At 41.3% G+C, this 21,966-nt stretch carries 24 protein-coding genes; 11 read left to right on the top strand and 13 right to left on the bottom strand.

What is annotated here, in order from left to right; translation table 11 throughout:
• Positions 1-11: 11 nt before the first annotated feature.
• The 3 genes from RM049_RS34005 to RM049_RS33995 all read right to left on the bottom strand — a co-directional run bounded on the left by RM049_RS34005 (position 12) and on the right by RM049_RS33995 (position 3,742).
• Positions 12-359 (bottom strand): cupin domain-containing protein, encoded by a 348-nt coding sequence (locus RM049_RS34005; protein ID WP_322673208.1) that lies wholly within the window; start codon positions 357-359, stop codon positions 12-14.
• Entirely contained in the window at positions 356-3,250 is a 2,895-nt protein-coding gene (locus RM049_RS34000) for a glycerol-3-phosphate acyltransferase (protein WP_322707341.1), read from the bottom strand. The genes RM049_RS34005 and RM049_RS34000 overlap by 4 nt, the downstream gene beginning before the upstream one ends.
• 351 nt (positions 3,251-3,601) lie before the next feature.
• Positions 3,602-3,742, bottom strand: a complete 141-nt coding sequence (locus RM049_RS33995) for a hypothetical protein (RefSeq protein WP_190240958.1) — start codon at positions 3,740-3,742, stop codon at positions 3,602-3,604.
• Between the two features lie 259 nt (positions 3,743-4,001).
• Between RM049_RS33995 and RM049_RS33990 the strand changes: the two genes are divergently transcribed.
• The gene (locus tag RM049_RS33990) at positions 4,002-4,967 is read left to right on the top strand and encodes an SGNH/GDSL hydrolase family protein (protein WP_322707340.1); all 966 of its coding nucleotides are present in this window, start codon (positions 4,002-4,004) and stop codon (positions 4,965-4,967) included.
• Positions 4,968-5,102: 135 nt separating this feature from the next.
• Here the strand turns inward: RM049_RS33990 and RM049_RS33985 are convergent, their stop codons facing one another.
• From RM049_RS33985 to RM049_RS33965, 5 genes are all read right to left on the bottom strand, one after another.
• Positions 5,103-6,128, bottom strand: a complete 1,026-nt coding sequence (locus RM049_RS33985; RefSeq protein ID WP_322707339.1) for a lysophospholipid acyltransferase family protein — start codon at positions 6,126-6,128, stop codon at positions 5,103-5,105.
• Complete coding sequence (locus RM049_RS33980) at positions 6,073-6,696, bottom strand: class I SAM-dependent methyltransferase (protein WP_322707338.1); 624 nt, start codon at positions 6,694-6,696, stop codon at positions 6,073-6,075. Before RM049_RS33980 ends, RM049_RS33985 begins: the two co-directional genes overlap by 56 nt.
• Positions 6,697-6,743: 47 nt before the next feature.
• On the bottom strand, positions 6,744-7,238 hold the full coding sequence (locus tag RM049_RS33975) for a DUF1772 domain-containing protein (protein WP_322673213.1): 495 nt from the start codon (positions 7,236-7,238) through the stop codon (positions 6,744-6,746).
• Between the two features lie 253 nt (positions 7,239-7,491).
• Complete coding sequence (locus RM049_RS33970) at positions 7,492-9,168, bottom strand: alpha-amylase family glycosyl hydrolase (RefSeq protein WP_322707337.1); 1,677 nt, start codon at positions 9,166-9,168, stop codon at positions 7,492-7,494.
• 408 nt (positions 9,169-9,576) lie between these two features.
• Complete coding sequence (locus tag RM049_RS33965; protein ID WP_322707336.1) at positions 9,577-10,008, bottom strand: nucleoside deaminase; 432 nt, start codon at positions 10,006-10,008, stop codon at positions 9,577-9,579.
• A gap of 14 nt (positions 10,009-10,022) precedes the next feature.
• Here RM049_RS33965 and RM049_RS33960 point away from each other — a divergent pair, with 14 nt between their 5' ends.
• A complete protein-coding gene (locus RM049_RS33960; protein ID WP_322707335.1) occupies positions 10,023-10,946 on the top strand; it encodes a nucleoside hydrolase in 924 nt (307 codons plus the stop codon).
• A 29-nt stretch (positions 10,947-10,975) separates the two neighbouring features.
• Here the strand turns inward: RM049_RS33960 and RM049_RS33955 are convergent, their stop codons facing one another.
• Together RM049_RS33955 and RM049_RS33950 are read right to left on the bottom strand one after the other, a co-directional pair.
• A complete protein-coding gene (locus RM049_RS33955; protein WP_322707334.1) occupies positions 10,976-11,236 on the bottom strand; it encodes a hypothetical protein in 261 nt (86 codons plus the stop codon).
• 15 nt (positions 11,237-11,251) lie between these two features.
• On the bottom strand, positions 11,252-11,581 hold the full coding sequence (locus RM049_RS33950) for a flavoredoxin (RefSeq protein WP_322707333.1): 330 nt from the start codon (positions 11,579-11,581) through the stop codon (positions 11,252-11,254).
• A gap of 103 nt (positions 11,582-11,684) precedes the next feature.
• Between RM049_RS33950 and RM049_RS33945 the strand changes: the two genes are divergently transcribed.
• The gene (locus tag RM049_RS33945; RefSeq protein WP_322707332.1) at positions 11,685-13,307 is read left to right on the top strand and encodes an ATP-binding protein; all 1,623 of its coding nucleotides are present in this window, start codon (positions 11,685-11,687) and stop codon (positions 13,305-13,307) included.
• Between the two features lie 47 nt (positions 13,308-13,354).
• Here the strand turns inward: RM049_RS33945 and RM049_RS33940 are convergent, their stop codons facing one another.
• Complete coding sequence (locus RM049_RS33940; protein ID WP_322707331.1) at positions 13,355-13,909, bottom strand: NUDIX hydrolase; 555 nt, start codon at positions 13,907-13,909, stop codon at positions 13,355-13,357.
• Between the two features lie 128 nt (positions 13,910-14,037).
• Here RM049_RS33940 and RM049_RS33935 point away from each other — a divergent pair, with 128 nt between their 5' ends.
• The 4 genes from RM049_RS33935 (at position 14,038) to RM049_RS33920 (ending at position 17,204) form a co-directional block, all read left to right on the top strand.
• Positions 14,038-15,090: a dipeptide epimerase gene (locus RM049_RS33935; protein ID WP_322707330.1), complete on the top strand. Its 1,053-nt coding sequence runs from the start codon at positions 14,038-14,040 to the stop codon at positions 15,088-15,090.
• A complete protein-coding gene (locus RM049_RS33930) occupies positions 15,074-16,120 on the top strand; it encodes a DUF1611 domain-containing protein (RefSeq protein ID WP_322707329.1) in 1,047 nt (348 codons plus the stop codon). The genes RM049_RS33935 and RM049_RS33930 overlap by 17 nt, the downstream gene beginning before the upstream one ends.
• Before the next feature lie 130 nt (positions 16,121-16,250).
• Positions 16,251-16,508: a hypothetical protein gene (locus RM049_RS33925; RefSeq protein WP_322707328.1), complete on the top strand. Its 258-nt coding sequence runs from the start codon at positions 16,251-16,253 to the stop codon at positions 16,506-16,508.
• A gap of 27 nt (positions 16,509-16,535) precedes the next feature.
• A complete protein-coding gene (locus RM049_RS33920; protein WP_322707327.1) occupies positions 16,536-17,204 on the top strand; it encodes a Uma2 family endonuclease in 669 nt (222 codons plus the stop codon).
• Between the two features lie 38 nt (positions 17,205-17,242).
• On the opposite strand, the gene RM049_RS33915 is transcribed toward RM049_RS33920, so the two are convergent.
• Entirely contained in the window at positions 17,243-17,443 is a 201-nt protein-coding gene (locus RM049_RS33915; protein WP_322707326.1) for a hypothetical protein, read from the bottom strand.
• A gap of 253 nt (positions 17,444-17,696) precedes the next feature.
• Here RM049_RS33915 and mnmE point away from each other — a divergent pair, with 253 nt between their 5' ends.
• From mnmE to RM049_RS33895, 4 genes are all read left to right on the top strand, one after another.
• Positions 17,697-19,091, top strand: a complete 1,395-nt coding sequence (gene mnmE, locus RM049_RS33910) for a tRNA uridine-5-carboxymethylaminomethyl(34) synthesis GTPase MnmE (protein WP_322707325.1) — start codon at positions 17,697-17,699, stop codon at positions 19,089-19,091.
• A 69-nt stretch (positions 19,092-19,160) separates the two neighbouring features.
• On the top strand, positions 19,161-19,385 hold the full coding sequence (locus RM049_RS33905; protein WP_322707324.1) for a hypothetical protein: 225 nt from the start codon (positions 19,161-19,163) through the stop codon (positions 19,383-19,385).
• A 147-nt stretch (positions 19,386-19,532) separates the two neighbouring features.
• Positions 19,533-19,949, top strand: coding sequence for a XisH family protein (locus RM049_RS33900; RefSeq protein ID WP_322707323.1), 417 nt, complete (start codon positions 19,533-19,535; stop codon positions 19,947-19,949).
• Positions 19,937-20,266 carry a XisI protein gene (locus tag RM049_RS33895; RefSeq protein ID WP_322707322.1) on the top strand — a complete coding sequence of 110 codons (330 nt, stop codon included), beginning with the start codon at positions 19,937-19,939 and terminating at the stop codon, positions 20,264-20,266. The genes RM049_RS33900 and RM049_RS33895 overlap by 13 nt, the downstream gene beginning before the upstream one ends.
• A 75-nt stretch (positions 20,267-20,341) precedes the next feature.
• On the opposite strand, the gene RM049_RS33890 is transcribed toward RM049_RS33895, so the two are convergent.
• Positions 20,342-21,817: a DICT sensory domain-containing protein gene (locus RM049_RS33890; RefSeq protein ID WP_322707321.1), complete on the bottom strand. Its 1,476-nt coding sequence runs from the start codon at positions 21,815-21,817 to the stop codon at positions 20,342-20,344.
• Positions 21,818-21,966 lie beyond the last annotated feature (149 nt).

Raw genomic sequence — 21,966 nt, 5'->3', positions numbered from 1 at the left:
TAACTGAATGATTAGCTCGATTTTTCGACTCGCAAACCAAAGTATGTCAAAACAAGTTCGGTTGAGCCACTATTGACAACTTCGTGTACTTCTCCCGGTTCGATGGCTACGCAGTTTCCCGGAAGCAAGGGGTATTCTGTACCATCAATGTGAATTACTCCCAAACCAGCTTCTACAAAGAATACCTCGCACATATCTTGATGCGCGTGTGCTGGTGCGGTTTGTCCAGGAGCAAAACGTGCTTGAGAAAAGTTAGTTAGGTGAGGTAAATCGCCGAAGCGTAACATCACCTTTTTCTTGATTTCGGCATTGTGAGAAACCGATTCTTCTGGCAAATCTTTCAGGGAAGTGGTAATCATTCGGGTCTTAAATCATTAGATAATTCCACAATACCCCTAGACCCATCAATCCTGACTCGTTGACCATCTTGCAAAAGCCATGTAGCACCACGAACATCCATCACGGCGGGAATTCCATACTCACGAGCAACGATCGCACCGTGAGAAAGTCTTCCTCCAGCTTCGGCAATTAATCCTCCAGCCCTTAATAATAATGGGGCCCAGCCGGAATCTGTATAAGGCACTACCAGAATCGTATCTCGATCGACTTCTGGAATGTCTTGTAAATTTCGCAACACTTTCACCCTACCTTCGGCTTGCCCATGACTGGCTCCAATACCTTGTAAAATTTGGTCAGAGTAAAGTTCAGAGGGAGCTAAGGGGTGAGGAGGTGTATTGCCGTAGACTAAAACAGGTATTTGAATAATCTCGCTATCTTGCAGAAATTGCGATCGCCTAAATTCCACTAACTCATCTAACTGCTCGATTAAGCTGGAATCTTCATCTCCAATTAGACGCCGCACTTCATCAAAGTTGAGAAAAAAGATATCGCCTGTTTGCCTAAGTAAGCCAGACTTTAACCAAATCTTCTCTAAAGCCACAAAACTCCAACGCAATTCAGCTAAAAGCCGGGAATAAACTTCGGTGACTCGTCCTTTGATATCCACGCGCCGTTGCACGAAAGAGCGTTTGCGCTTACTGGCAAAAATACTATTAATCGCATCTTTAGCACCTGCTTGTGGTTCGTTCCCCTGCATTAACTGCACAAACATCTGCTGAATCATTTGGGGATTTTCTCGCCAAGTGGGAACGGAGATATCGGTTCCTACTTCGCTTAAGTAGCCGTAATCTTGCAGCAATTCGTTAAATTCTTGGAGGATCTTCTCTCCTTCGGGGGATTGCTTTAATTGTTCAAATACTTGCTGTGGCTCAAACTCAACCAATACCTGCTTGGCATCTGTAGCGATCGCACTGAGCGATCGCAATGCCGCTACCTCTGGGGTGACGCTATGATCGATTTGCCCATCTTTTACTCGAAAAATTGCCTGTCTTAGGGCAGCACTCAAGGGAGCTAAAATGCTGTAATACGTTCCATGACGCAGCAACTCTAGAATAAAATCAATTCTTGCCAACAACGCCGGTGGTTCCAAGCTATCTATATCTGACTGCGCCAACTGCGACAACCCAGGAATGAACCGTTTGTGATAATCTTCCTTGAAGTCCTTTTCTAAATTTAATTCCCGCTTCAGCAACTTTCCTAGTCCTGGCAAATTTTCCCAAGTTGACTGCAAGGACGGTTTACTTAATTTAGCTCCTCTGGTTAAAAATTCCAGACTTTCCGGCGGCAGTCCCATTCTGAGAAAAATATCTCCTAAGAGGGAAGCATTAAAGTAGGCTCTGGAATAATGCAGAGTTGCTGTTTTGGCGAAATCTAACCCCAAAGCGCGATCGCCTAAAACTAAAGTAAAAAATTCTCCCCAAACTCCACAAGTTAAGGGACGATTAATTGACCATGTTAAAGGGTGAATTACTCCGGGAATCACTTCGGCGGCGATTTTGCGCGTCCAGATGGGTAACAGAGTGGCGATCGGTCGAGATTGCAACACCCAAAGCGTTTGCCCATCATAACTCCACTCGATATCTTGAGGAGTGCCATGATAACGTTTTTCGAGTCGGTAAGCTAAATATGCAACTTGTTTGATTAATGATTGTGGGACTCGTCCTTGACCCTCTAATTGTACAGAGTAAGAATTTTCTGTTTCAACGACAAAAGCGCGATATTGTTCTGGGGTGACTTTTCCCGAAACGACTTGCGTCGGGCTGCCTGGAAGGGCTTCAATCACGATCGCATCGCCTTGCTGGGTAATGGGATCGCGACTGAAAGCAACGCCAGAATACACACTCTGGACTTGTTGCTGAATCAACACAGCCATTGCTGTATCATTTAAGCCGCGATCGCGCCGATATTGAACAGCAGATGGATGATTGTAGGAAGCTTGAACTTGAGCGATCGCTTCTTGTAATCCTTTTTGGCTAGTAACATTTACAACTGTTTCATACTGTCCAGCAGCAGAAGCGTATTCTGAGTCTTCTCCAATAGCGGAGGAACGCACCACCAAAGGAGATAATTCTGATGGCTGGAGAAATTCTGTTAACCCTTCTGGATTGTCGATGGGGGCTAGCACCCATCCCTTCGGCACTGGATAGCCCCAGCGCTTAATTTGAGATAATGTTGCTGCCTTTTCTCCGACTATGGCAGCATTCAACTCTTCATCTAGAGAAACCATTGTGCGTTCGCCGCGTAAAAACTCCAACATCGCAAGAGATTCAGTTTGTGCCTCTTGGGCTGGCAGTTTCATATCATCAGCAATTTTGGTGTAAATCCAGCCCATTAAACCAGCTAAGGCTACAGCAGCAAGTATTCTGGGAATATCGCTAAAGTGCAGAAGTGCCACAAACAAAGGAAAAAGTAGCAAAACCCCAAATTTGACTAACTTTCTTGATTGCAGAATTGTAAAAGCAATACCTGCAAAGAAAGATACAAATATCGCTACCAGTGGGTCGTGTACGACAAATCCCCAGACAACATTTGTCGTACCTGCTCCTCTGCCTATCCAGTATCTACCAATTACCAGAGCGATTAGGGCAAGCAATTCCCAAGACGATCCATCTGGGAAGAAAATGCGGGTGAGTAAGACTGCCGCAACTCCTTTCAAAGCTTCTGACAAGACTGCCAGAATTCCGACAATTTTACCCCCATGATAAAAGGCAGCTGATACACTAATGTTTCCTGTACCAACTTGTGATAACTGCTTCCGCGTCAGGGCGTAAGTTATCCATGCAATCAGGGGTAATCCGCCCAAAAGGGGGCAGATAATTAAAATAGCGAAAACACCCCAAGGTTCAAACATTCTGGAATTTGGATTTTAGATTTAAATTTTCCATCTAAAACCTCAAATCTAAAGTTTTGCTGAAATTTTTGATGGTTATAAAAGGGGCTTTTATCAAAGAGAATTCAGGAGTCAGGAGTCAGGAGTCAGAACGATGGCTAGAGGATGAACGCGGGGTTTAAAAACAATCCAAATTATAGATTTATAAGTCTACAATCAGCTAGTAGTTTGAATTCCCCAAGGAAAAGCATTCTGGATTCTGGATTCTGGATTCTGGATTCTGGATTCTTTTTTAATTACTAGTTGCTAAATGGACACTTGGCTAAGACGGAAACCGTTTAACACAAGTGTCCTTCTAGACTACTAATGGTTTTAGTTTAGCGCATAGGCAGCTTGCAGCGCCCAGATTACGAGAGCAGCGATCGATCCCAGAAGCAACACGGTAGAGATAGTGACTACTTTTGGGGAATCTGCACCCTTAAATTTCATAATTCCGCGATTTAAGTCGGACACAGCTTCTAATCCTCTGTTGTTGGAGCATGAAATATTTGTCCGTCTTGATTGTAGTCCCTCTCTTTGCGGATGATGTTAAATTCACTTTAAAAATTTAGAAGTGGGGGGGACTGGGGACTGGGGGCTTGGGGACTGGGGACTGGGGACTGGGGACTGGGGAATGGGGGCTGGGGACTAGGAGAATAACCAATGCCCAATGCCCAATGCCCAATCCTTCAGTATCATTGAAAAGCAACTCCGTATAAGAGGGTGTGAGTAGGTGAAAATAGCACTGAGCGTAATTTTGGCGGTGGTTGTGGGATTGTTTCTGGTAATTGAGATTGGACTGCGATCGCTGTTTGGTTTTGGTAATCCTTTGATTTATATTGGCGATGAGCAAATTGGTTATTTGTTGGCTCCTAACCAACGGACTCGTCGTTTTGGTAATCGGATTGAAATTAATGAATATTCTATGCGAGGTAGTCCGATCAAAAAGCTACCTGCACCTACTGGGCTGCGAATTCTCCTCTTAGGTGATTCTATTGCTAATGGTGGCTGGTGGACAGATCAGACTAATACAATATCTAGTTTGATGATGCGTTCTCTAGCATCATCTACTAATAGTAATTATCGGGAAGTAGAAGTGTTAAATGCTTCAGCAAATTCTTGGGGGCCAAGAAATGAATTAGCTTATTTAGAGAAGTTTGGCAATTTTAACGCGCAAGCAGTGGTGTTATTAATTAATACCGATGATTTGTTTGCTACTCCTCCTACTTCATTACCAGTAGGACGCGATCGCAATTATCCCGATCGCAAACCTCCTCTGGCATTGGTGGAAGTATGGCAGCGTTATATCGTCAAGCAAAAGCCAATTCCAGAACTGCAAGCCGTACAAAATGAACCAGGCGATCGCGTGGGGATTAATCTGGAGGCGATCGCTAAAATTCAAGCCTTGACTCGCCAATCCCACAGCAAATTTCTGCTGGTGATGACTCCTTTACTACGAGAAATTGGTGAACCAGGCCCCCGCGATTACGAAATTAAAGCACGTCAGCGCTTGAGCGATTTTACCAAGGCACAGCAAATTAACTATATAGACTTTTTACCAAATTTCAATTCAACTACCAACCCCCAAGGTTTGTTTCACGACCACATTCACCTCAACTTGCAAGGAAATAAATTTGTCAGTGAAGTTATGGAGCGATCGCTTTTGGAAATGCTGGGGGAGGCGTCACTTCGTCACTAATATTCGTGTTTTATATCAAGTCCGGCTAATTAGTTTTAATTCCCAAATCTATGCAGAAAGCCCAAAAGCCCCTCTCCTCCCCTGCTCCTCTGCTCCCCTGCCCTCCTAATGATAAGTCTTTAACCGGACATGATATTAGCTAGATTTCTGACTATCTCTAACCAAATTATTTAACTCTTCCTGCATTTGACTTTGAACTATTTCATAACAAGCATTCACATAGTTACGATCTCTAGCTGCATCTTGACCATATCTTTCAAAAATAATTGGATGACAGATACGAGTGTGAATTTGCACAGGTAAAGGAATATTTGGCAGAGGGCCAATAGACAAGCCCCAAGGCAAACCTAAGTAAATTGGGAAAACACCAGGGTCTAATTGATATAACCACGGCAATCCCCACTGATGCAATTGTTTGACGAAATCATAGCAATCACATAAGACTATCAAGCTATCATGAGCGCCTACCGAAATTACAGGAATAATTGGGACTTCTTGTTTTAAAGCCAGTTTGACAAAGCCTTGATGACCGGCAAAATGAATTTTATAGCGTTGGCTATGAGGACGAAACATATCATATTGTCCACCAGGATATACAAGAACGCTAGCACCCCGATCGAAAGCCGCACTAGCCATTTTGGGATGTGCAAGAATTGCTCCAAATTTCTGGGCTAATCCTGCTATTTCTGGACTCACTTTCCAAGCGTAAGGGTGCATTAGACCATACACTAAACGCTCGGTTCCAAATCTCGAAAACCAATCGTACATCATCATTATTAAATCTGGAGAAGCCATTCCACCATTGTGAGAGCCAACCAGTAGTACTTTCCCTGTTGTTGGGATGTGATGCCATCCATCAGTTTTTACTTGAAAGTAATAACGGTAAAACCATGACCATATAGGCATCAATGATTCAATAAACTGAGGATCTCGCTGTGTTAATGACTGATAAATCTTTTTCGAGAATTCTGATGTTAAAGTATTGTCAGCGCTGACAGAAATATTCTCTACCTGTTTTGGAAATTCCATAATTAATCGCCCATCTTCCATCAATATTGCAAGTATCTCTGCAACTGATCTAAATTTCAATGCACCAAAATTGTCTTTACTTTCTAAACAAGATTGATATAAGTCTGGGTGGTTTATTTTGATCTTTTTCATGCCACCACTCTTTGAAGTCTTCAAGTAGAAAGCCATGAACTTTCGCTATGTTAAAAAAGTCTGATAGATGATGCACAAATGCCGTAATTTCAACGGACTCTTGCTGTCTTTGAAAATTAGCTTTTGTTCCTTGATATTGCTTGAATGGATGAAGCTCACAGATGAAAAAGTATCCTCCTTTAACTAAGACACGAGATGCTTCTGAAAATATCAAGCTGAGGTCTTCGATGTGTTCTAAAACAAGATTACAAGTGACTAAATCGGCAGACTCATTATCACAAGTCCATTGCTTGGTAATGTCTTCGGTAATAAACACTACATTCGCAGACCTCACTTTTTCTTTTGCCTTTTCGATCATCTGTGCTGAAAAATCGATCGCACAAACTTTCAGAGCAATTTGTGAAAGCAAAAGTGTATTTTTACCTGTGCCACAGCCAATTTCTACGACTGATTTACACTTCAAACCCATCAAGGTTTCTCTGGTGACGATTCGATCGAGATCGCGCGTCAGATTTTCGTCAGCATCGTATGTGGCTGACCAATTATCGTATGCTGCTTGAATACTCATATAGCTTCATTTTGCCAAGCAAAGGGTATCATACATATCGATCGTTTCTATTTCACCGTGCGATCGCACAGTCCGAGTATAACTGCTGCCGCAAGTGCTGCTATTGTCCGAACGTGGTTCCAGAACGTCCAATTGGTAAGATATTTAGCCCATAGGTTCGCGCCTTCAGTGCTATCCGGTTTGGCGATCGCTAAGGCATCATTCAGCGGCACATTAAACGCGATCGTCACTAGAACGGTGCCAATCAGATACAGGAGGCTACCGACAAGCAAATAGGCAGCACCAGGTTGATGCCACTTTAACACCGAGGAAATCGCTAGAAAGATGCAAGCCATAGCCGTTCCAAAGAGTGCCAACATGAACAATGGATTGATCGCAGTGATATTGATGGATTGCATAGCGATAATGCCCTCCTTTGGTTGGAGTCGTGCAAGGGCATTCATCACGAAAGTCGAGAAGGCAAAGAAGACGCCAGCCACAAGCGCACAGCCTAGTGCTGTGAAAAGCGTCAACGGAAAGCGCAAATTGTCAACAATTACCATTAAAGCCTCCTGTTAATTACTGCCCAATGCCTTATTCGCAGTAGATGATTGGTCTTTCAAGACGCGATAAATCGCGTCTCTACAATCTGGGTTTTGGGCCGATCCGATTGGACACGATATTATTTTATTTGCTGTTGTTCCCATCGCTAGTCTTATTATTGTGTTGCGACGCAAGCAGTTTGTTTGACGAGCGATCGCACTGCTTGCGACAATGTATTTATAACCTTTTGACATTAACGACCTACAGACTACATTACTGTGAATTTGAAACAAATATTTTAGCTGTATAGCTTGATAAGTCAGTAACTAAACCATCCTCTTTAGATTTCACTTCTTGATTGCTAACCCAATCTCGCCAATACTCAGCAGTTGGAAAGTCTGAAATTTTATATTGATTTAGATTTTGGTCGGAGAAATTTACCACGACAACGACATGAGAATTCTGCTCATTCCAACGGGTGTAAGCCAGCACTTTCTCAGCTGCATTTTCGTAGAAAAACTTAATATTGTCACTTTGCAAAGCTGGATTTTGCTGGCGTAGAGCAATCAACTTTTGATAATACTCAAATAAATCATGATTCTGGTCGCTTGACAATAAAGACCAATTAATCTTTTGCGGTTTAGTCACATCTTCGCTTTTTTGCTGATATTCGCCAAACTCGTCTCCCATCCACAGCATCGGTATACCCATCGCTGTCATTAACACAGCAGCAGCTAACTTAGCTCGTTCAAATGCGGCGGCGTCAAAGATGCTACAATTGCCTAATTCTCGTAATAGACGTTCGCGATCGTGGGTTGCCAAATAATTAATTACATTGGTTGCGATCGCATAACCCTGCTGTTTGGGATCTAAAATCTGCTTGAGTTGTTCTAATTCAAATGATTTCCCACAAATATATGGAACTAGAAAGTAGCGAAAACTCTCATGCCAACAAGCATCTAATGGGCCATTTGGTTTGACTACAGTCTTTGTATCGGGAATGTGTTCAGCAATGTTGTAAAACTGTTTGGGTGCAGCATAATTTTTCGCTTCCTTAGTCAGCCAGTTGAAAAATTCAAAGTTAGCCAATTGCCGCACTGCATCAAAGCGAATTCCATCAATGTGATACTCCTTAATCCAAAATTTTACCACATCGCCGACGTATTCCCATGCAGGTTTAATATTTAAGTTTTTGTCGTAATTATCATAGTTAAACTCTGGGCCCCAGTAATTATCTGGATCTTCAGGATAATGCTTGTTTTCGTAATACCAATAATTTCGGTCAATTAGTATTAAAGGGCATTCTTCATCTGTATGGTTATAAATTCCATCCATAAAGACGCGAATGCCTCTACCATGACACTCGTCAATCAACCGCTTTAAATCTTCTGTTGAACCGTAACTAGATTCTGTAGCAAAGAAGTGGCGAACTTTATAGCCCCAGTTATAATCACCAGGGTACTCATTAACTGGCATTAATTCAATTGCATTAATTCCCAATTCGCAAAGATAATCTAACTTAGCAATTATCCCTAAATATTTGCCTCGCTCGTTAGAATCAACTTCATCACCAGTAAAATCGGCAACGTGTATCTCATATATGACTAATTCTCGGTTATCAGGCAACGGTATTTCATTGTTTTGCCAAAGGTAATTATCAACAATGCGTTGCCCATCTTGAATGCGTACTATGCTGTATTTTTCTGTTTCATCAATATCTGTCGCTTTAGGATCGATGATATCTATCCATTCATCAAGTGCAAAATTTGGGCTTTTGGTTTGAATGCGAAATTTATATTGATAAACACCGTCTTCTAATTTTATTTTCGTGCGAAAATAACCATCTTCACCTTTTGACATGGGAATTTCTTTCCAATCTGAAAAAGACCCAATTAAAGCTGCTCCTTTGTTGCGAGGAGCAAATAATGTAAATTCAATTAAATTTGCCATTTTCACATTTTGAAATTTTAGCTAGTTATAGTAACTAAAATTATTGTGTAATATAAAATAATTAGTAGCTTCTTTCTTAAGTATTATCAATATTTTCCTAATTTGCTGGACTTCAGACAGATAGTGCGATCGCTATGATTTTAGAGGTGCAATAGCTATCCAAATCATAACTACTTATGCGGACATGATATGATAGTTTTGCTCAATTGTATCTGGGGTTTCGTTCTCAAATTTGATTCATACCTTCTGGAATTAAATGTCTATTTCAAGACAGTAAACGCAGTGACTATTTTCTGGCATCACATTACTCTTGCTACTGGCTGATTTTAAAATATCTATCCTTAAAAAATGGATAGTGGGTAGTAGGGAGCAGAGGAGAATAAATAATTAATGACAAATGACAAATGACTATTTACCAATATCTTCATTCCAAAGTTCGGGGTTAGTTTCAATAAACTCACTTATCATTTGTTCGCATTCGTCAAGATTAAGATCGATAACGTCCACACCGTGAGATACCATAAATTCTTTAGCGCCAGGAAAAGTTCTAGATTCTCCAGCGATGACTTTTTTAATGCCAAATTGTACCACTGCCCCAGCGCATAGGTAACACGGCATTAAAGTTGAATAGAGTGTAGTACCTCTATAACTGCCAACTCTTCCAGCATTGCGGAGACAATCGATTTCGGCGTGGGTAACAGGATCGGCATCTTGCACGCGTTTGTTGTGTCCTCTACCGAGAACTTTACCATCCTTGACAAGAACCGAACCAATAGGAATTCCACCTTCTTGTCTGCCTTGTTTTGCTTCTTGAATTGCAGCTTCCATAAACTCATCCATATAATTCTCCTTTTATGACAAAACAACTTGTATTAATGGATCACGATGGCGGTGTAGATGATTATCTGGCAACTATGCTGCTGTTGACGATGGATCGTATTGAACTCCTTGGTGTTGTTGTCACCCCAGCAGATTGCTACGTTCAACCGGCTGTTAGCGCCACACGTAAAATTATAGATTTGATGGGATTTTCTCATATCGCGGTAGCAGAAAGCACTGTGCGCGGGATCAATCCATTTCCTACTCTCTATCGCCGTGATTCGTTTATCGTTAACCATCTCCCCATTCTCAATCAAAGCGAAACCATTACTACGCCATTGGTTGCCGAAACAGGTCAAGATTTCATGATACAGGTGTTGCGGGAGGCATCAGACCCCGTAACGTTGATGGTAACTGGCCCGTTAACGACGGTTGCAGTGGCTTTGGACAAAGCACCAGATATTGAAGCCAAGATTCACAAAATTGTTTGGATGGGGGGTGCGTTGAATGTTGGCGGTAATGTAGAAAAAAGTTTAGAACCTGGACAAGATGGTTCCGCCGAATGGAATGTTTATTGGGATGCTGTTTCAGCAGCGCGGGTATGGCAAACCCAAATTGAAATTATTATGTGTCCTTTGGATTTAACTAACAATGTCCCAGTCACATCGGAGTTAGTATACAAAATGGGACGACAACGCCACTATCCCATCTCTGATTTAGCCGGACAATGTTATGCACTAGTTATCCCCCAAGATTATTATTTTTGGGATGTCTTAGCAACAGCTTATCTGGGACATCCAGAAATTTATCAATTGCGCGAATGGGAAACAGAAATTATCACCACTGGTCTTAGTCAAGGGCGTACTAAAGTAGTTCCTGGTGGTAGGAAAATCTATGCAATGGATAAGGTAGATAAAGAGGCTTTTTACGCTTATATTTTGCAGCAATGGGCAAGGTAGAAAACTAAAAAATTAGGTGTGGTGGATACTCAAACTTGTGCCTGCACAATAAAATCCTCAACTTGTCTGATTCGATCCCAATCAATGGCAGCAACCCACAATTTCTCCTCTTCGGAGAACTGCACTACTCCATCAACTTCCAAATCCTCGCTATATACCGTGAGCAACTGTCCATCTCGTAGCTCAATACTCTGATTTGCTAAGTCTTCCATTGTACCAATACAGTTCAAACGCAAACGCCCTTCAGCATCAGCATTATGAAAATCTGCAAAAACTCTAGGGGTAATCATTCTAGGCGATCCAAACTATAACTGCTGCTTTGCTGGATTAGAAACAGTAGGTGTGAGGAGTTGACTAACTTGCTGCGGGTTTAAACCCCTCAATGTTGCATGATTAGCACTTCTACCGGATGTTCGGATTACATCACCACCTGCTTGGCGAACCTCGCCAACTGTTGTTACACCAATCTGCCCATGAGGAATACCCGATGCCAACTCCACTACTGACGATCCTACTGCACATTCTACAGAAATTCCTGTTATGCCACTCGGATGAGTACCTATTCCACGTCGAATATCCTCTGGACGATTACGCCCTCCCCGAACTACCAATGCTTCATCTGGAATTATTGTCACAAGTGTAATGTTTTTGATTAAAGATTAGAATTTGTCCGGTACTTCATGGATTGCATTGTATGCTACAAATTTAAAGAATCGTTAGGCTGCTATGCGTAACTATATGTCAATTGAAGTAGTTGAAATTACCTCCGATCAATTAAATCAGATACTTATAGCTCAGGAAAGCCATTTTCTCGATCTAAAGTCAATAGATATACAGCCAGGAAAATTATGTAAGTTTATTGCTGGATTTGCCAATGCAGATGGTGGAGAACTGTTCATTGGCATTGATGAGGATACTGTAGAAGGCAAAAAAACAAGAGCTTGGCGAGGTTTTACCGATCAGGAAGCCGCAAATGGGCATTTACAAATTTTTGAACAACTTTTTCCTTTGGGAGATGGTTATTCATATACCTTTCTGATTTGTGAAGGCTGTCCTGGTTTGGTTCTGCAAGTTACTATTTTTAAATCACGAGGAGTCGTGGAGGCTTCGGATAGTGTTCCCTATCTAAGACGTGGCGCACAAACTCTGCCTATTAAAACTGAACAAGCTTTAGAAAGATTAAGATTAGACAAAGGTATCGAGTCATTTGAGAGAAGAACTATTGACGTAGAACTAGAGGTAATTACAACATCACAAGTAATGTCTAAATTTATTAGTGCTGTAGTTCCAACTAGCGAGGCTGAATTGTGGCTCAGAAAACAACAATTAATTCAAAAGAATAAACCAACAGTTGCAGGTACTCTACTGTTTGCTGATGAACCTCAAGCTATTTTTCCAAAGCGTTGCGGAATTAAAATTTATCGATACAAAACAAAAGATATAGAGGGCACAAGAGAGACTCTTGCCTTTGATCCGATAACTATTGAAGGTTGTCTATACGATCAAATTCAGCAAGCAGTAGCTAAAACAATAGAAATGGTTGAAGAAATTCCAAAAGTAGGGGAAACGGGATTAGAATCAATCAGCTATCCAGAAGAAGCTATTCATGAAATAATAACAAATGCTTTGTTACATAGAGACTACAGTATAGTATCTGATACTCATATTCGCATTTTTGACAATAGGATTGAAATTGAAAATCCAGGTAGATTACCTGGTCATATTACTGTAAAAAATATTCTCAAAGAGCAGTATGCACGGAATGGAGCTATTGTTCGTATAATCAACAAATTTCCCAATCCACCTAATAAAGATGTTGGAGAAGGTTTGAATACTGCTTTTCAGGCAATGGCTAGGTTGAGACTGCAACCTCCTGAGATATATGAAGCCGAAACCTCTGTAGCTGTACATATTAAACATGAACCTCTAGCTTCAGTAGAAGCAACCATAATGTTATATTTAGAAAAGCATAAAGAAATTACTAATAATATTGCTCGAAATGAAACTGGAGTTCGTTCAGAAGGAACTATCAAACAAGCATTTTATAGGTTAAAAAATAGGGGACTTATTGAGGCTGTTCCTGGGAGGGCAAGAAGTAATGCAGCCTGGCGTAAAGTTGGAATTAATGACACAGATTCAGAAAATGCAATCTCAATATATGAAATGTATCCACAGTATGAGCAATTAGTCATGGACTATCTTGTAGATCATGAAGAAATAGATAATCGTATTGCTCGACAACTGACTGGGATCGAATCAGGTACAGTAATGAAAAATATTTTTTATAGGTTGCGGAACAAAGGACTTATAAAAATCGTGCCAGGGAAATCGCGTATCGATGCCAAATGGCGCAAAGTTTAAACCTGTCTCAAGAATCATTCTTGCTAAAGCTAAAAAAGCTATATTGATTATTGAGGAGTGATAAACTTTAAACCTAAGAAGAGAGCCGCCATAGTTCCGGCAACAGAAATTTCTCCCTGAATAATTTTATTTAAAACTGATTCGATAGGAATTAATACAACTTCCATCTCTTCAGTAATATTTAGTTGTTGCTCTCCAACTTTGCTCGCATTTTCTGCTAAAAATAAATGTATATGATTGGTATCTTTACTCGGCTTATCGTATAAAGTTCCAATTTTTTGAAATTCTTGGGGAATATAACCAGTCTCTTCTCTCAGTTCTCTAATTGCTGCTATTTCTGCACTCTCTTTTGTCGGGTCGAAATTCCCTGCTGGCAGTTCCAAGAAAAATTCACCTACGGCGTGTCTATATTGCCGGACAAAAATAATTTCTCTATTACTAGTGATAGGTAAAACCATCGCAACGTCAGGCTTAATACTGACAAAATAATCATCTATAATTTTACCATTTGGTAATTCTATTTCATCTTGCCTTACCTGACACCAAGGATTATCTAAAACCATTTTTGATTTTAAAATCTTCCATTTCTTTAAGTTGTTCATAAATAAAAATAATGTATAAAAACTTTAGTCATTAATCAATGAATGTAAAAAAGTATAACAGATGTATCCGATAATCTAAATTTTGAACTTACACTGGCTTTTGCAATAATATAATATGTAAAATAAGTATGCAAATAAATGTAAAATTATTTACAGTAAACAAGAGATTTCCGCTGACTATTAGTCGAGGTACAACGGCACAGACAACAAATGTATGGGTGAGAATTTCACACGATCGCATCGAAGGCTGGGGGGAAGCATCGCCGTTTGGTGTAGGTAATCATCGGCAATCAACTGATGCAATCAAAGATACTCTAGAGCAAGTTGTGCCTCTGTTACAAGCATTCAGTCCTTTACAACGTCAGGAAATTGAGCAAGTTTTAATACAAAATCAAATTCCTTCTGCTGCAAGAGCTGCCTTGGATATAGCAATGCACGACTGGTTAGGTAAGCGTGTAGGTTTACCTTTATGGCAAATTTGGGGACTCGATCGCAATCAAATAGTCCCGACTTCAGTCACAATTGGGATTAATTCGCCAGAAGGCGCTAGGGCGAGAGCGCGAGACTGGTTAAAGTTTACAGATGTCCGTCTTTTTAAGGTGAAGCTAGGTAGTCCAGATGGCATAGATGCAGATAAAAAAATGCTCTTAGCGGTGCGAGAAGAAGCACCCGAACTAGAATTTTTTGTTGACGCCAACGGGGGTTGGAGTTTAGAAGATGCGATCGCCATGTGCAATTGGCTGGCCGATTTAGGTATAAAGTATGTAGAACAGCCATTGCCACGGGGAGAAGAACCAAGTTTAGCAAAACTCAAACAACACTCTCCCTTGCCTATCTTTGTCGATGAAAGTTGTTTCACCAGCGCTGATATTCCCGATTTGGCAAATTACGTGGATGGCATTAATATCAAACTAATGAAATCAGGGGGGCTAACAGAGGCAATGCGAATGGTACATACAGCACGAGCATATCGGTTGCAAGTAATGTTCGGTTGCTATTCTGACAGTTCGCTAGCTAATACAGCAGCATTACAGCTAGCGCCACTAGCTGATTATTTAGATTTAGACAGTCACCTGAACTTAATTGATGACCCTTTTACGGGTGCATTGCTAAAACAAGGAAAAGTTTTGCCAAACGATTTACCAGGTTTGGGAGTACAACACAGTGCGTCTACCACTTAATCAACGAGTAGCTATCTTGCTACATGAAGGGACTATTGGGACTCACGGCAAAACAGGGCTAGCAATTTTACGTTACAGTGAAGCCCCAATTGTAGCCGTAATCGATCGCGAGTGTGCTGGTAAATCTCTACCAGAATTAACAGGTATCAAGCGCGATCTGCCGATTGTGGCATCGGTAGCCGCAGCCCTAGAGTACAAACCGGAAGTTTTAGTAATTGGTATTGCTCCAGGAGGTGGTGCTGTACCAGATGATTACTGGCTAGAAATCAAAGACGCTTTAGAAGCGGGAATGTCGCTGGTGAATGGTTTACATACACCAATGGCAAGTATCCCAGAATTAAATGCACTGCTCAAACCAGGGCAACTCATTTGGGATGTCCGCAAAGAGCCATCTAATATTAATGTTGCTAGTGGAATGGCACGTACTCTTCCATGTCGGCGGGTGTTGACAGTGGGAACCGACATGGCAATTGGTAAAATGTCAACTAGCCTAGAGTTACATTGGGCGTCAAAACTGCGGGGCTGGCGTTCTAAATTCCTCGCCACAGGGCAAACTGGAATTATGTTAGAAGGAGACGGTGTGGCTTTAGATGCCGTGCGGGTAGACTTTGCCGCCGGTGCTGTGGAACAGATTGTTATGCGCTATGGCAAAAACTACGACATCTTGCATATTGAAGGACAAGGTTCGCTGCTACACCCTGGTTCAACAGCAACTCTACCCCTAATCCGTGGTTCGCAACCAACCCAACTAATATTAGTACATCGGGCGGGACAAGTTCATGTCCGCAATCATCCCCATGTAATAATTCCACCTTTACCAGAGGTGATTCGGCTTTATGAAGCTGTTGCTAATGCTGGTGGTGCTTTTGGAAGTGTTTCTGTAGCGGGTATAGCATTGAACACAGCCCATTTAGATGAATCTGCGGCTCAGGAAAGCATCGCTCAAACAATAGCAGAAACGGGGCTACCTTGCACTGATGTAGTCCGCTTTGACGCCAATGTGCTTTTGGATGCGGTGATGAATAATTAACGTGAGTTCGACGAGTGCTATTTTGACCTCTCCCCCAGTGGGGTAAAACTAAAGCTAAAACCTTAGTAAATCAGGTTTGGGGGGAGGTTTTGAGAATTTATGCAATAAATATATTAAATTCGGGCGGTCGTTGATTGAATTCGGGCGGTCGTTGATTGAATTTGGGCGGTCGTTTATTGAATTCGGGCGGTCGTTTGTTGAATTCGGGCGATCGTTGATTGAATTCGGGCGATCGTTTGTTGAATTCGGGCGATCGTTGATTGAATTCAACCAGTGGTTAGGGTGGGGTAAAACCCAGATTATTGAACAACGTAGAGACTTGTGTGTACACCGTAGGTGGGGGAGAGGAATGGAAGTGGGGTTTTTAGAGCCGTCGAACTCACGTTAAACTTATAGCACTGACACACTTGTTGCCATGTCTGTCGCCCAAGATTTAGAATCCCCAGAAAATGTTATATTTCCCCCAGGGGATTTATATAGTGACGAACCGCCTTTGGAAACTGACTTGCATCGGTTGCAAATGACACTGCTCATCCAATGTTTGGAGTGGCTGTGGCAAAATCGCAAAGATTTTTATGCATCGGGTAATCTCACCATCTACTACAGTCCACGCCAGCGCAAATCAGAAAATTTTCGGGGGCCAGATTTTTTTGTCGTACTGGGGACTGAACGCAAACCCCGTAAAAGTTGGGTTGTCTGGGAAGAAGAAGGCAAATATCCCAATGTAATTATAGAAATTATCTCGGATAGCACAGGCGACACTGATAAAGGCTTAAAAAAACAAATTTACCAAGATATATTTCGCACACCAGATTACTTCTGGTTTGACCCAGAAACGTTAGAATTTTCAGGGTTCCATTTGCTGGATGGTGAATATCAACCGTTAGAACAAAATCCCCAAGGCTGGTTATGGAGTCAACAGCTAGGTTTATATTTAGGGGTTGTTCAAGAAAAATTACGCTTTTACACTCGTGAAGGAGAACTGATTCCCACACCGGAAGAAGTGGCACAACACCAGAAACAACGTAGCGATCGCTTGGCAGCAAAACTGCGAGAATTAAATATAGATCCAAATACCATTTAACTTCCACGCTGTCTTGCTTGTGCCTGTTAGCTCGAATGCTATGGATCTTCAGGAAAAACCCATTTTGGAGGTTCTGCCATTTTTTTTTGCAGACGTTCTTGTGCCAACTCCAGCATTTTCTCTAAGGGAGTCTCTTCAATAAATTTTGCGGCTGACTCTCTAAACTCGGTATTGGGGCATTTATCCCCTAAAACACACCCATTAACACAGGCTACAGCGCAGTTAATCTTTTGCTCCACAGTACATTCCTCTCTCTAAAAGTTATAAGTTATAAGTTGTGAGTCATGATTTTCATCTCTAACTCTTCACTGTTAACTCTTTACTATCAGGCATGACCTACAAGTAAATTTTACCTTGACAGTTGGTATCTCATTAGTCTAAATACTCACTATTTAGAAAGTTATGAGTTATGAGTGAAAGTTATGAGTTATGAGTTATGATTTTTACTCCTAACTCCTCACTCCTCACTCCTCACTTTTATAAAGGGCGCTCATGTCAGAACTGTTTGCTACTACTGGAACTATAGCCGCGATCGCCACTGCTGTTGTCCCCCAACAGGGTAGTGTTGGGATTGTGCGGGTATCCGGTTCTCAAGCAATGGCAATCGCCCAAAGTCTCTTTCATACACCAGGGCGACAAGTTTGGGAAAGTCACCGGATTTTCTACGGTTACATTCGCCATCCCCAGACGCGACAAATAGTGGATGAAGCCCTATTGTTGATGATGAAAGCACCCCGTTCTTACACCCGTGAAGATGTAGTAGAATTCCATTGCCACGGGGGAATTATCGCAGTGCAGCAGGTATTACAACTGTGTTTGGAAAATGGCGCTAGACTAGCGCAACCTGGAGAATTTACTCTCCGCGCTTTTTTGAATGGACGATTGGATTTAACTCAAGCCGAAGGTATTGCTGATTTAGTGGGAGCTAAATCGCCCCAAGCTGCTCAAAGCGCCTTAGCTGGTTTACAAGGAAAATTAGCTCATCCGATTCGGCAGTTACGCGCTAACTGTTTAGATATCTTGGCAGAAATCGAAGCTCGGATTGATTTTGAGGAAGACCTACCGCCGTTGGATGATAAAGCAATCATATCAGCAATCGATAAAATTGCCGCAGAAATAACTAGGTTATTGCAAACCAAAGATCGAGGTGAGTTGCTACGCACTGGTTTAAAAGTGGCAATTGTCGGGCGTCCGAATGTGGGTAAGTCGAGTTTATTGAACGCTTGGAGCCGGAGCGATCGCGCTATTGTGACTGATTTACCTGGTACAACCCGCGATGTTGTCGAATCTCAGTTAGTTGTCGGCGGAATTCCCGTACAAGTGCTAGATACAGCCGGGATTCGGGAAACAACAGACCAAGTGGAAAAAATTGGCGTCGAGCGATCGCGTCGTGCTGCCAATGCAGCTGATTTAGTCTTGCTTACCATCGATGCTTCCGCAGGTTGGACAGAAGGCGATGAAGAAATTTATCAAGAGGTACAACATCGTCCGTTGATTATAATAATTAACAAAATCGATTTATTGCAAGAAAGCGAAAGAACAACTCTTCAATCTAAAATCTCAAACCCAAAATCCAAAATTGTCACAGCCGCAGCCCAAAATCAAGGTATTGATGCTTTAGAAACAGCAATTTTAGAAATAGTTCAATCTGGAAAAGTGCAAGCTGCTGATATGGATTTAGCCATTAACCAAAGGCAGGCAGCAGCCTTAACTCAAGCTAAAATATCTTTGGAACAGGTACAAGCAACAATAACCCAGCAGTTACCTCTGGATTTTTGGACAATTGACTTACGAGGTGCGATTCAAGCTTTAGGGGAAATTACCGGAGAAGAAGTAACAGAATCAGTTTTAGAGAGGATTTTTAGTAGATTTTGTATTGGTAAATAAACTAGACAAGTATCAATAAAAAATAAAAAATCGTAATATTTATGTCGGATTATTAATTATTATAATATAATGCTTGATACAATTCCAGTTCGAGTTCTTGGTTGTCTTAGACCAGGCATAATCACGGTTATAGCCTTTCCTGGTGCAGGAATGTTAGATGGTGGGTTACTAATGGAGTTACCAACTGAAATAATTCCAGTAGAGCTACGAATGCCAAATAGTGAATTTATAGTAGTTCGCAATAAACAAAGTGGAGAGTTTACACAGGTGTTGTCAAAAGATTCATCCAAATAACATTATGTCTTTTATCAATAAGATTAATTCTGTAAACAGATGAATTTTAAAAACCAATCCAGGTAAATTACCAGTGTAAACTATTTGCTTTAATAAAATTTTTATAGTTGCTGCAAAACTGCCAGTGAATATATTTATAATTAAATTATGTCAGCTAAAGATATTTTTCATATTGCTGTTTGTTCAGCTTTAAAAAAGGATGGGTGGACTATTACCCATGACCCTCTATCAGTTAAAGTTGATGAAATTGAATTTTATGTAGACTTAGGGGCAGAAAGAATCTTAGCTGCTCAAAAAGCTGGTCAAAAAATCGCAGTTGAGATTAAATCTTTTATCGGTGCATCGGAAATTAGTGATTTTTATGTCGCTTTAGGTCAGACGCTCACCTACCGTTCAGCATTACGGAAAAAGTACCCTGAACGAATTTTATACTTAGCTATCTCTGAAGATGTTTATCAAGACTTTTTTATTCGGCCATTTATTCAAGAAATAATCGCTGAACATCGGCTGAAGCTTCTGATTTTTGAACCCATTAAAGAAGAGGTTTTGCTATGGAAAGAATAAACTACCGTGAATTAGTGCAGACAATCCTGAAACGTCATTCAATTCACCACTCAAATGATGATACAGAAGTACAGTTAATTTTTGATACAGAGCGCAACCATTATCAAGTTCTTCATTTGGGATGGGAAGAACTGAGGCGAGTTTATGGTTGTATCATCCATATTGATATTAAGGACGACAAAATTTGGATTCAGCGCGATGGAACTGAGACCGGAGTAGCAAATGAGTTAGTAACTGCTGGAGTGCCAAAACAAGATATTATTTTGGGTTTTCATGCTCCTTATAAGCGAAAGTTTACTGAGTTTGCACCAGGTTAGGCAAAATAACTGTAGGAATTATAAGTTATGAGTGATGAGTTATGAATTTTTAACTCATAACTTATAACTCATAACTCATAACTCATTTTCTGTCACGATCGCTCTTGGCATATTATCAGCAGTTGCCAGTTGCACTGTAAAGGTAGAACCTTCAGATAATTTACTTTTTACAGAAATAGATCCACCACAGCGCAGCAGCAATTGCTGTACTATCGTTAACCCTAACCCAGCACCACCATAATCTTCGGTTGCTGCTGTACGCACGCGATAAAAGCGATCGAAGATTTTAGGAATTTCGTTTTCGGCAATACCGATACCTGTGTCGCGGAATTCTAATTGGACATAATCGCCTTGATTACGGGCACGCACCCATACTTGACCTCCATTAGGGGTAAACTTAAGACTGTTGTGCAACAGATTAATCACAATTTGCCTTAGCTTACCAGTCACGCACCAAACAGATGGGAGTTCAGTCGGTACGGTGTAGGCTAGCATAATTCCTTTTTCTTGGGCTACAGGTTGGTAAGTACTAACTACTCCAGGTACTATATCTGAGAGACGCACCAACTCCAAAGTCGTCCCGTCAAAATTCTGTTCTAGCTGCACCAGTTCCAAGAAACCAGTAATCAGGGAGTTTTGCTGATCGCACTGGGTATTTAACATCTGTAAATAACGTTGTCGTTGCGGGGGTTTCAGATTAGGGGAATTTAATAATGAAAGTGCTGTTTTCATGTGCGTCAAAGGTATACGTAGTTCCTGACAGACATTTTTCAGGTATTCATCTTTGAGTTGCTCTTTGTTGTGCAGTTCTTGATTTTGCTGCTCCAACTTATTAGTGCGTACTGTGATGATTTGACGATTAATTTCATCTTGTCGGAGGAGTTGTTTTGCCAACAATTGATTCATAAGTGCGGCTTGAGGCACGGTTGGACAAATAAAACTAGCAGGTAAAATTGAGGATGATTCTGGCGCAATCGCTTGTTGGATACCATTTAATACTTGCTGAATTACTCTCCCCTCAACAGTAGTTATAATCAGCAACGGCTGGTTTTTATTAGTATTTACCTTCCCCGATGTCTGATTTTTGCGTTTTTTAAGTGGTCGATGAGCCAAAATTAAACTGCAAAACTGTGGCGATAACACCATCAGAAAGTTTTCCCGCCGCATTTGGCTATCTGGTGGTAGGTGAACAGGAATGTGATAGGGGGACAAGGGGGACAAGGAGGTATTTACTTTTTCCTCTCCCTTGTCTCCCCCTGCTCCCTCATCTCCCCCTGCTTCCTTTTTCCTACTCTCGTCAATCTGGCAACTATAAATGAGACTAGACGCACCTACCGAGGATTGATAACGCGCTAATTCTGATTGCCAAATTTTATCTGGTGGTAGCTTCACCCAGAGAGTGGCTGCAATTTGCTGCTCAATGAGTAAGTCAATTTGCGCTCTCACCAGAGATAGCAGAGTAGCAGGACTGAGGGACAATGGTTTCGGAGGCGCTTGCACTCCCATAACCAGTTGATAAACAGACAGATCCTTAGCCAGAGAAACATTCATGAGTCAAGCACAACTTGGATGAAGCAAGAAATAATTCTGTCTTCGATTTTCACCTTTATATGTGCATTTTTTACAAAATCACCACGGAAAGAAACATTAACTATAAAAAACTCTACTTAGACGGGACTGGGGACTGGGGACTGGGGACT

The organism is Nostoc sp. DedQUE04 (assembly GCF_034530995.1).
Classification (GTDB): domain Bacteria; phylum Cyanobacteriota; class Cyanobacteriia; order Cyanobacteriales; family Nostocaceae; genus Nostoc.
Note: the sequence above shows the minus strand (reverse complement) of the source record. Positions and strands in the feature narration are given on the sequence as shown.

Coding starts and splice junctions, on each gene's coding strand:
- RM049_RS33960 (WP_322707335.1), top strand. CDS start 10,023: ATGACAAAACAACTTGTATTAATGGATCACGATGGCGGTGTAGATGAT.
- RM049_RS33980 (WP_322707338.1), bottom strand. CDS start 6,696: ATGAGTATTCAAGCAGCATACGATAATTGGTCAGCCACATACGATGCT.
- RM049_RS33985 (WP_322707339.1), bottom strand. CDS start 6,128: ATGAAAAAGATCAAAATAAACCACCCAGACTTATATCAATCTTGTTTA.
- RM049_RS33900 (WP_322707323.1), top strand. CDS start 19,533: ATGTCAGCTAAAGATATTTTTCATATTGCTGTTTGTTCAGCTTTAAAA.
- RM049_RS33975 (WP_322673213.1), bottom strand. CDS start 7,238: ATGGTAATTGTTGACAATTTGCGCTTTCCGTTGACGCTTTTCACAGCA.
- mnmE (WP_322707325.1), top strand. CDS start 17,697: ATGTCAGAACTGTTTGCTACTACTGGAACTATAGCCGCGATCGCCACT.
- RM049_RS34000 (WP_322707341.1), bottom strand. CDS start 3,250: ATGTTTGAACCTTGGGGTGTTTTCGCTATTTTAATTATCTGCCCCCTT.
- RM049_RS33970 (WP_322707337.1), bottom strand. CDS start 9,168: ATGGCAAATTTAATTGAATTTACATTATTTGCTCCTCGCAACAAAGGA.
- RM049_RS33920 (WP_322707327.1), top strand. CDS start 16,536: ATGTCTGTCGCCCAAGATTTAGAATCCCCAGAAAATGTTATATTTCCC.
- RM049_RS33905 (WP_322707324.1), top strand. CDS start 19,161: ATGCTTGATACAATTCCAGTTCGAGTTCTTGGTTGTCTTAGACCAGGC.
- RM049_RS33940 (WP_322707331.1), bottom strand. CDS start 13,909: ATGAACAACTTAAAGAAATGGAAGATTTTAAAATCAAAAATGGTTTTA.
- RM049_RS33965 (WP_322707336.1), bottom strand. CDS start 10,008: ATGGATGAGTTTATGGAAGCTGCAATTCAAGAAGCAAAACAAGGCAGA.
- RM049_RS33945 (WP_322707332.1), top strand. CDS start 11,685: ATGTCAATTGAAGTAGTTGAAATTACCTCCGATCAATTAAATCAGATA.
- RM049_RS33895 (WP_322707322.1), top strand. CDS start 19,937: ATGGAAAGAATAAACTACCGTGAATTAGTGCAGACAATCCTGAAACGT.
- RM049_RS34005 (WP_322673208.1), bottom strand. CDS start 359: ATGATTACCACTTCCCTGAAAGATTTGCCAGAAGAATCGGTTTCTCAC.
- RM049_RS33890 (WP_322707321.1), bottom strand. CDS start 21,817: ATGAATGTTTCTCTGGCTAAGGATCTGTCTGTTTATCAACTGGTTATG.
- RM049_RS33935 (WP_322707330.1), top strand. CDS start 14,038: ATGCAAATAAATGTAAAATTATTTACAGTAAACAAGAGATTTCCGCTG.
- RM049_RS33955 (WP_322707334.1), bottom strand. CDS start 11,236: ATGATTACCCCTAGAGTTTTTGCAGATTTTCATAATGCTGATGCTGAA.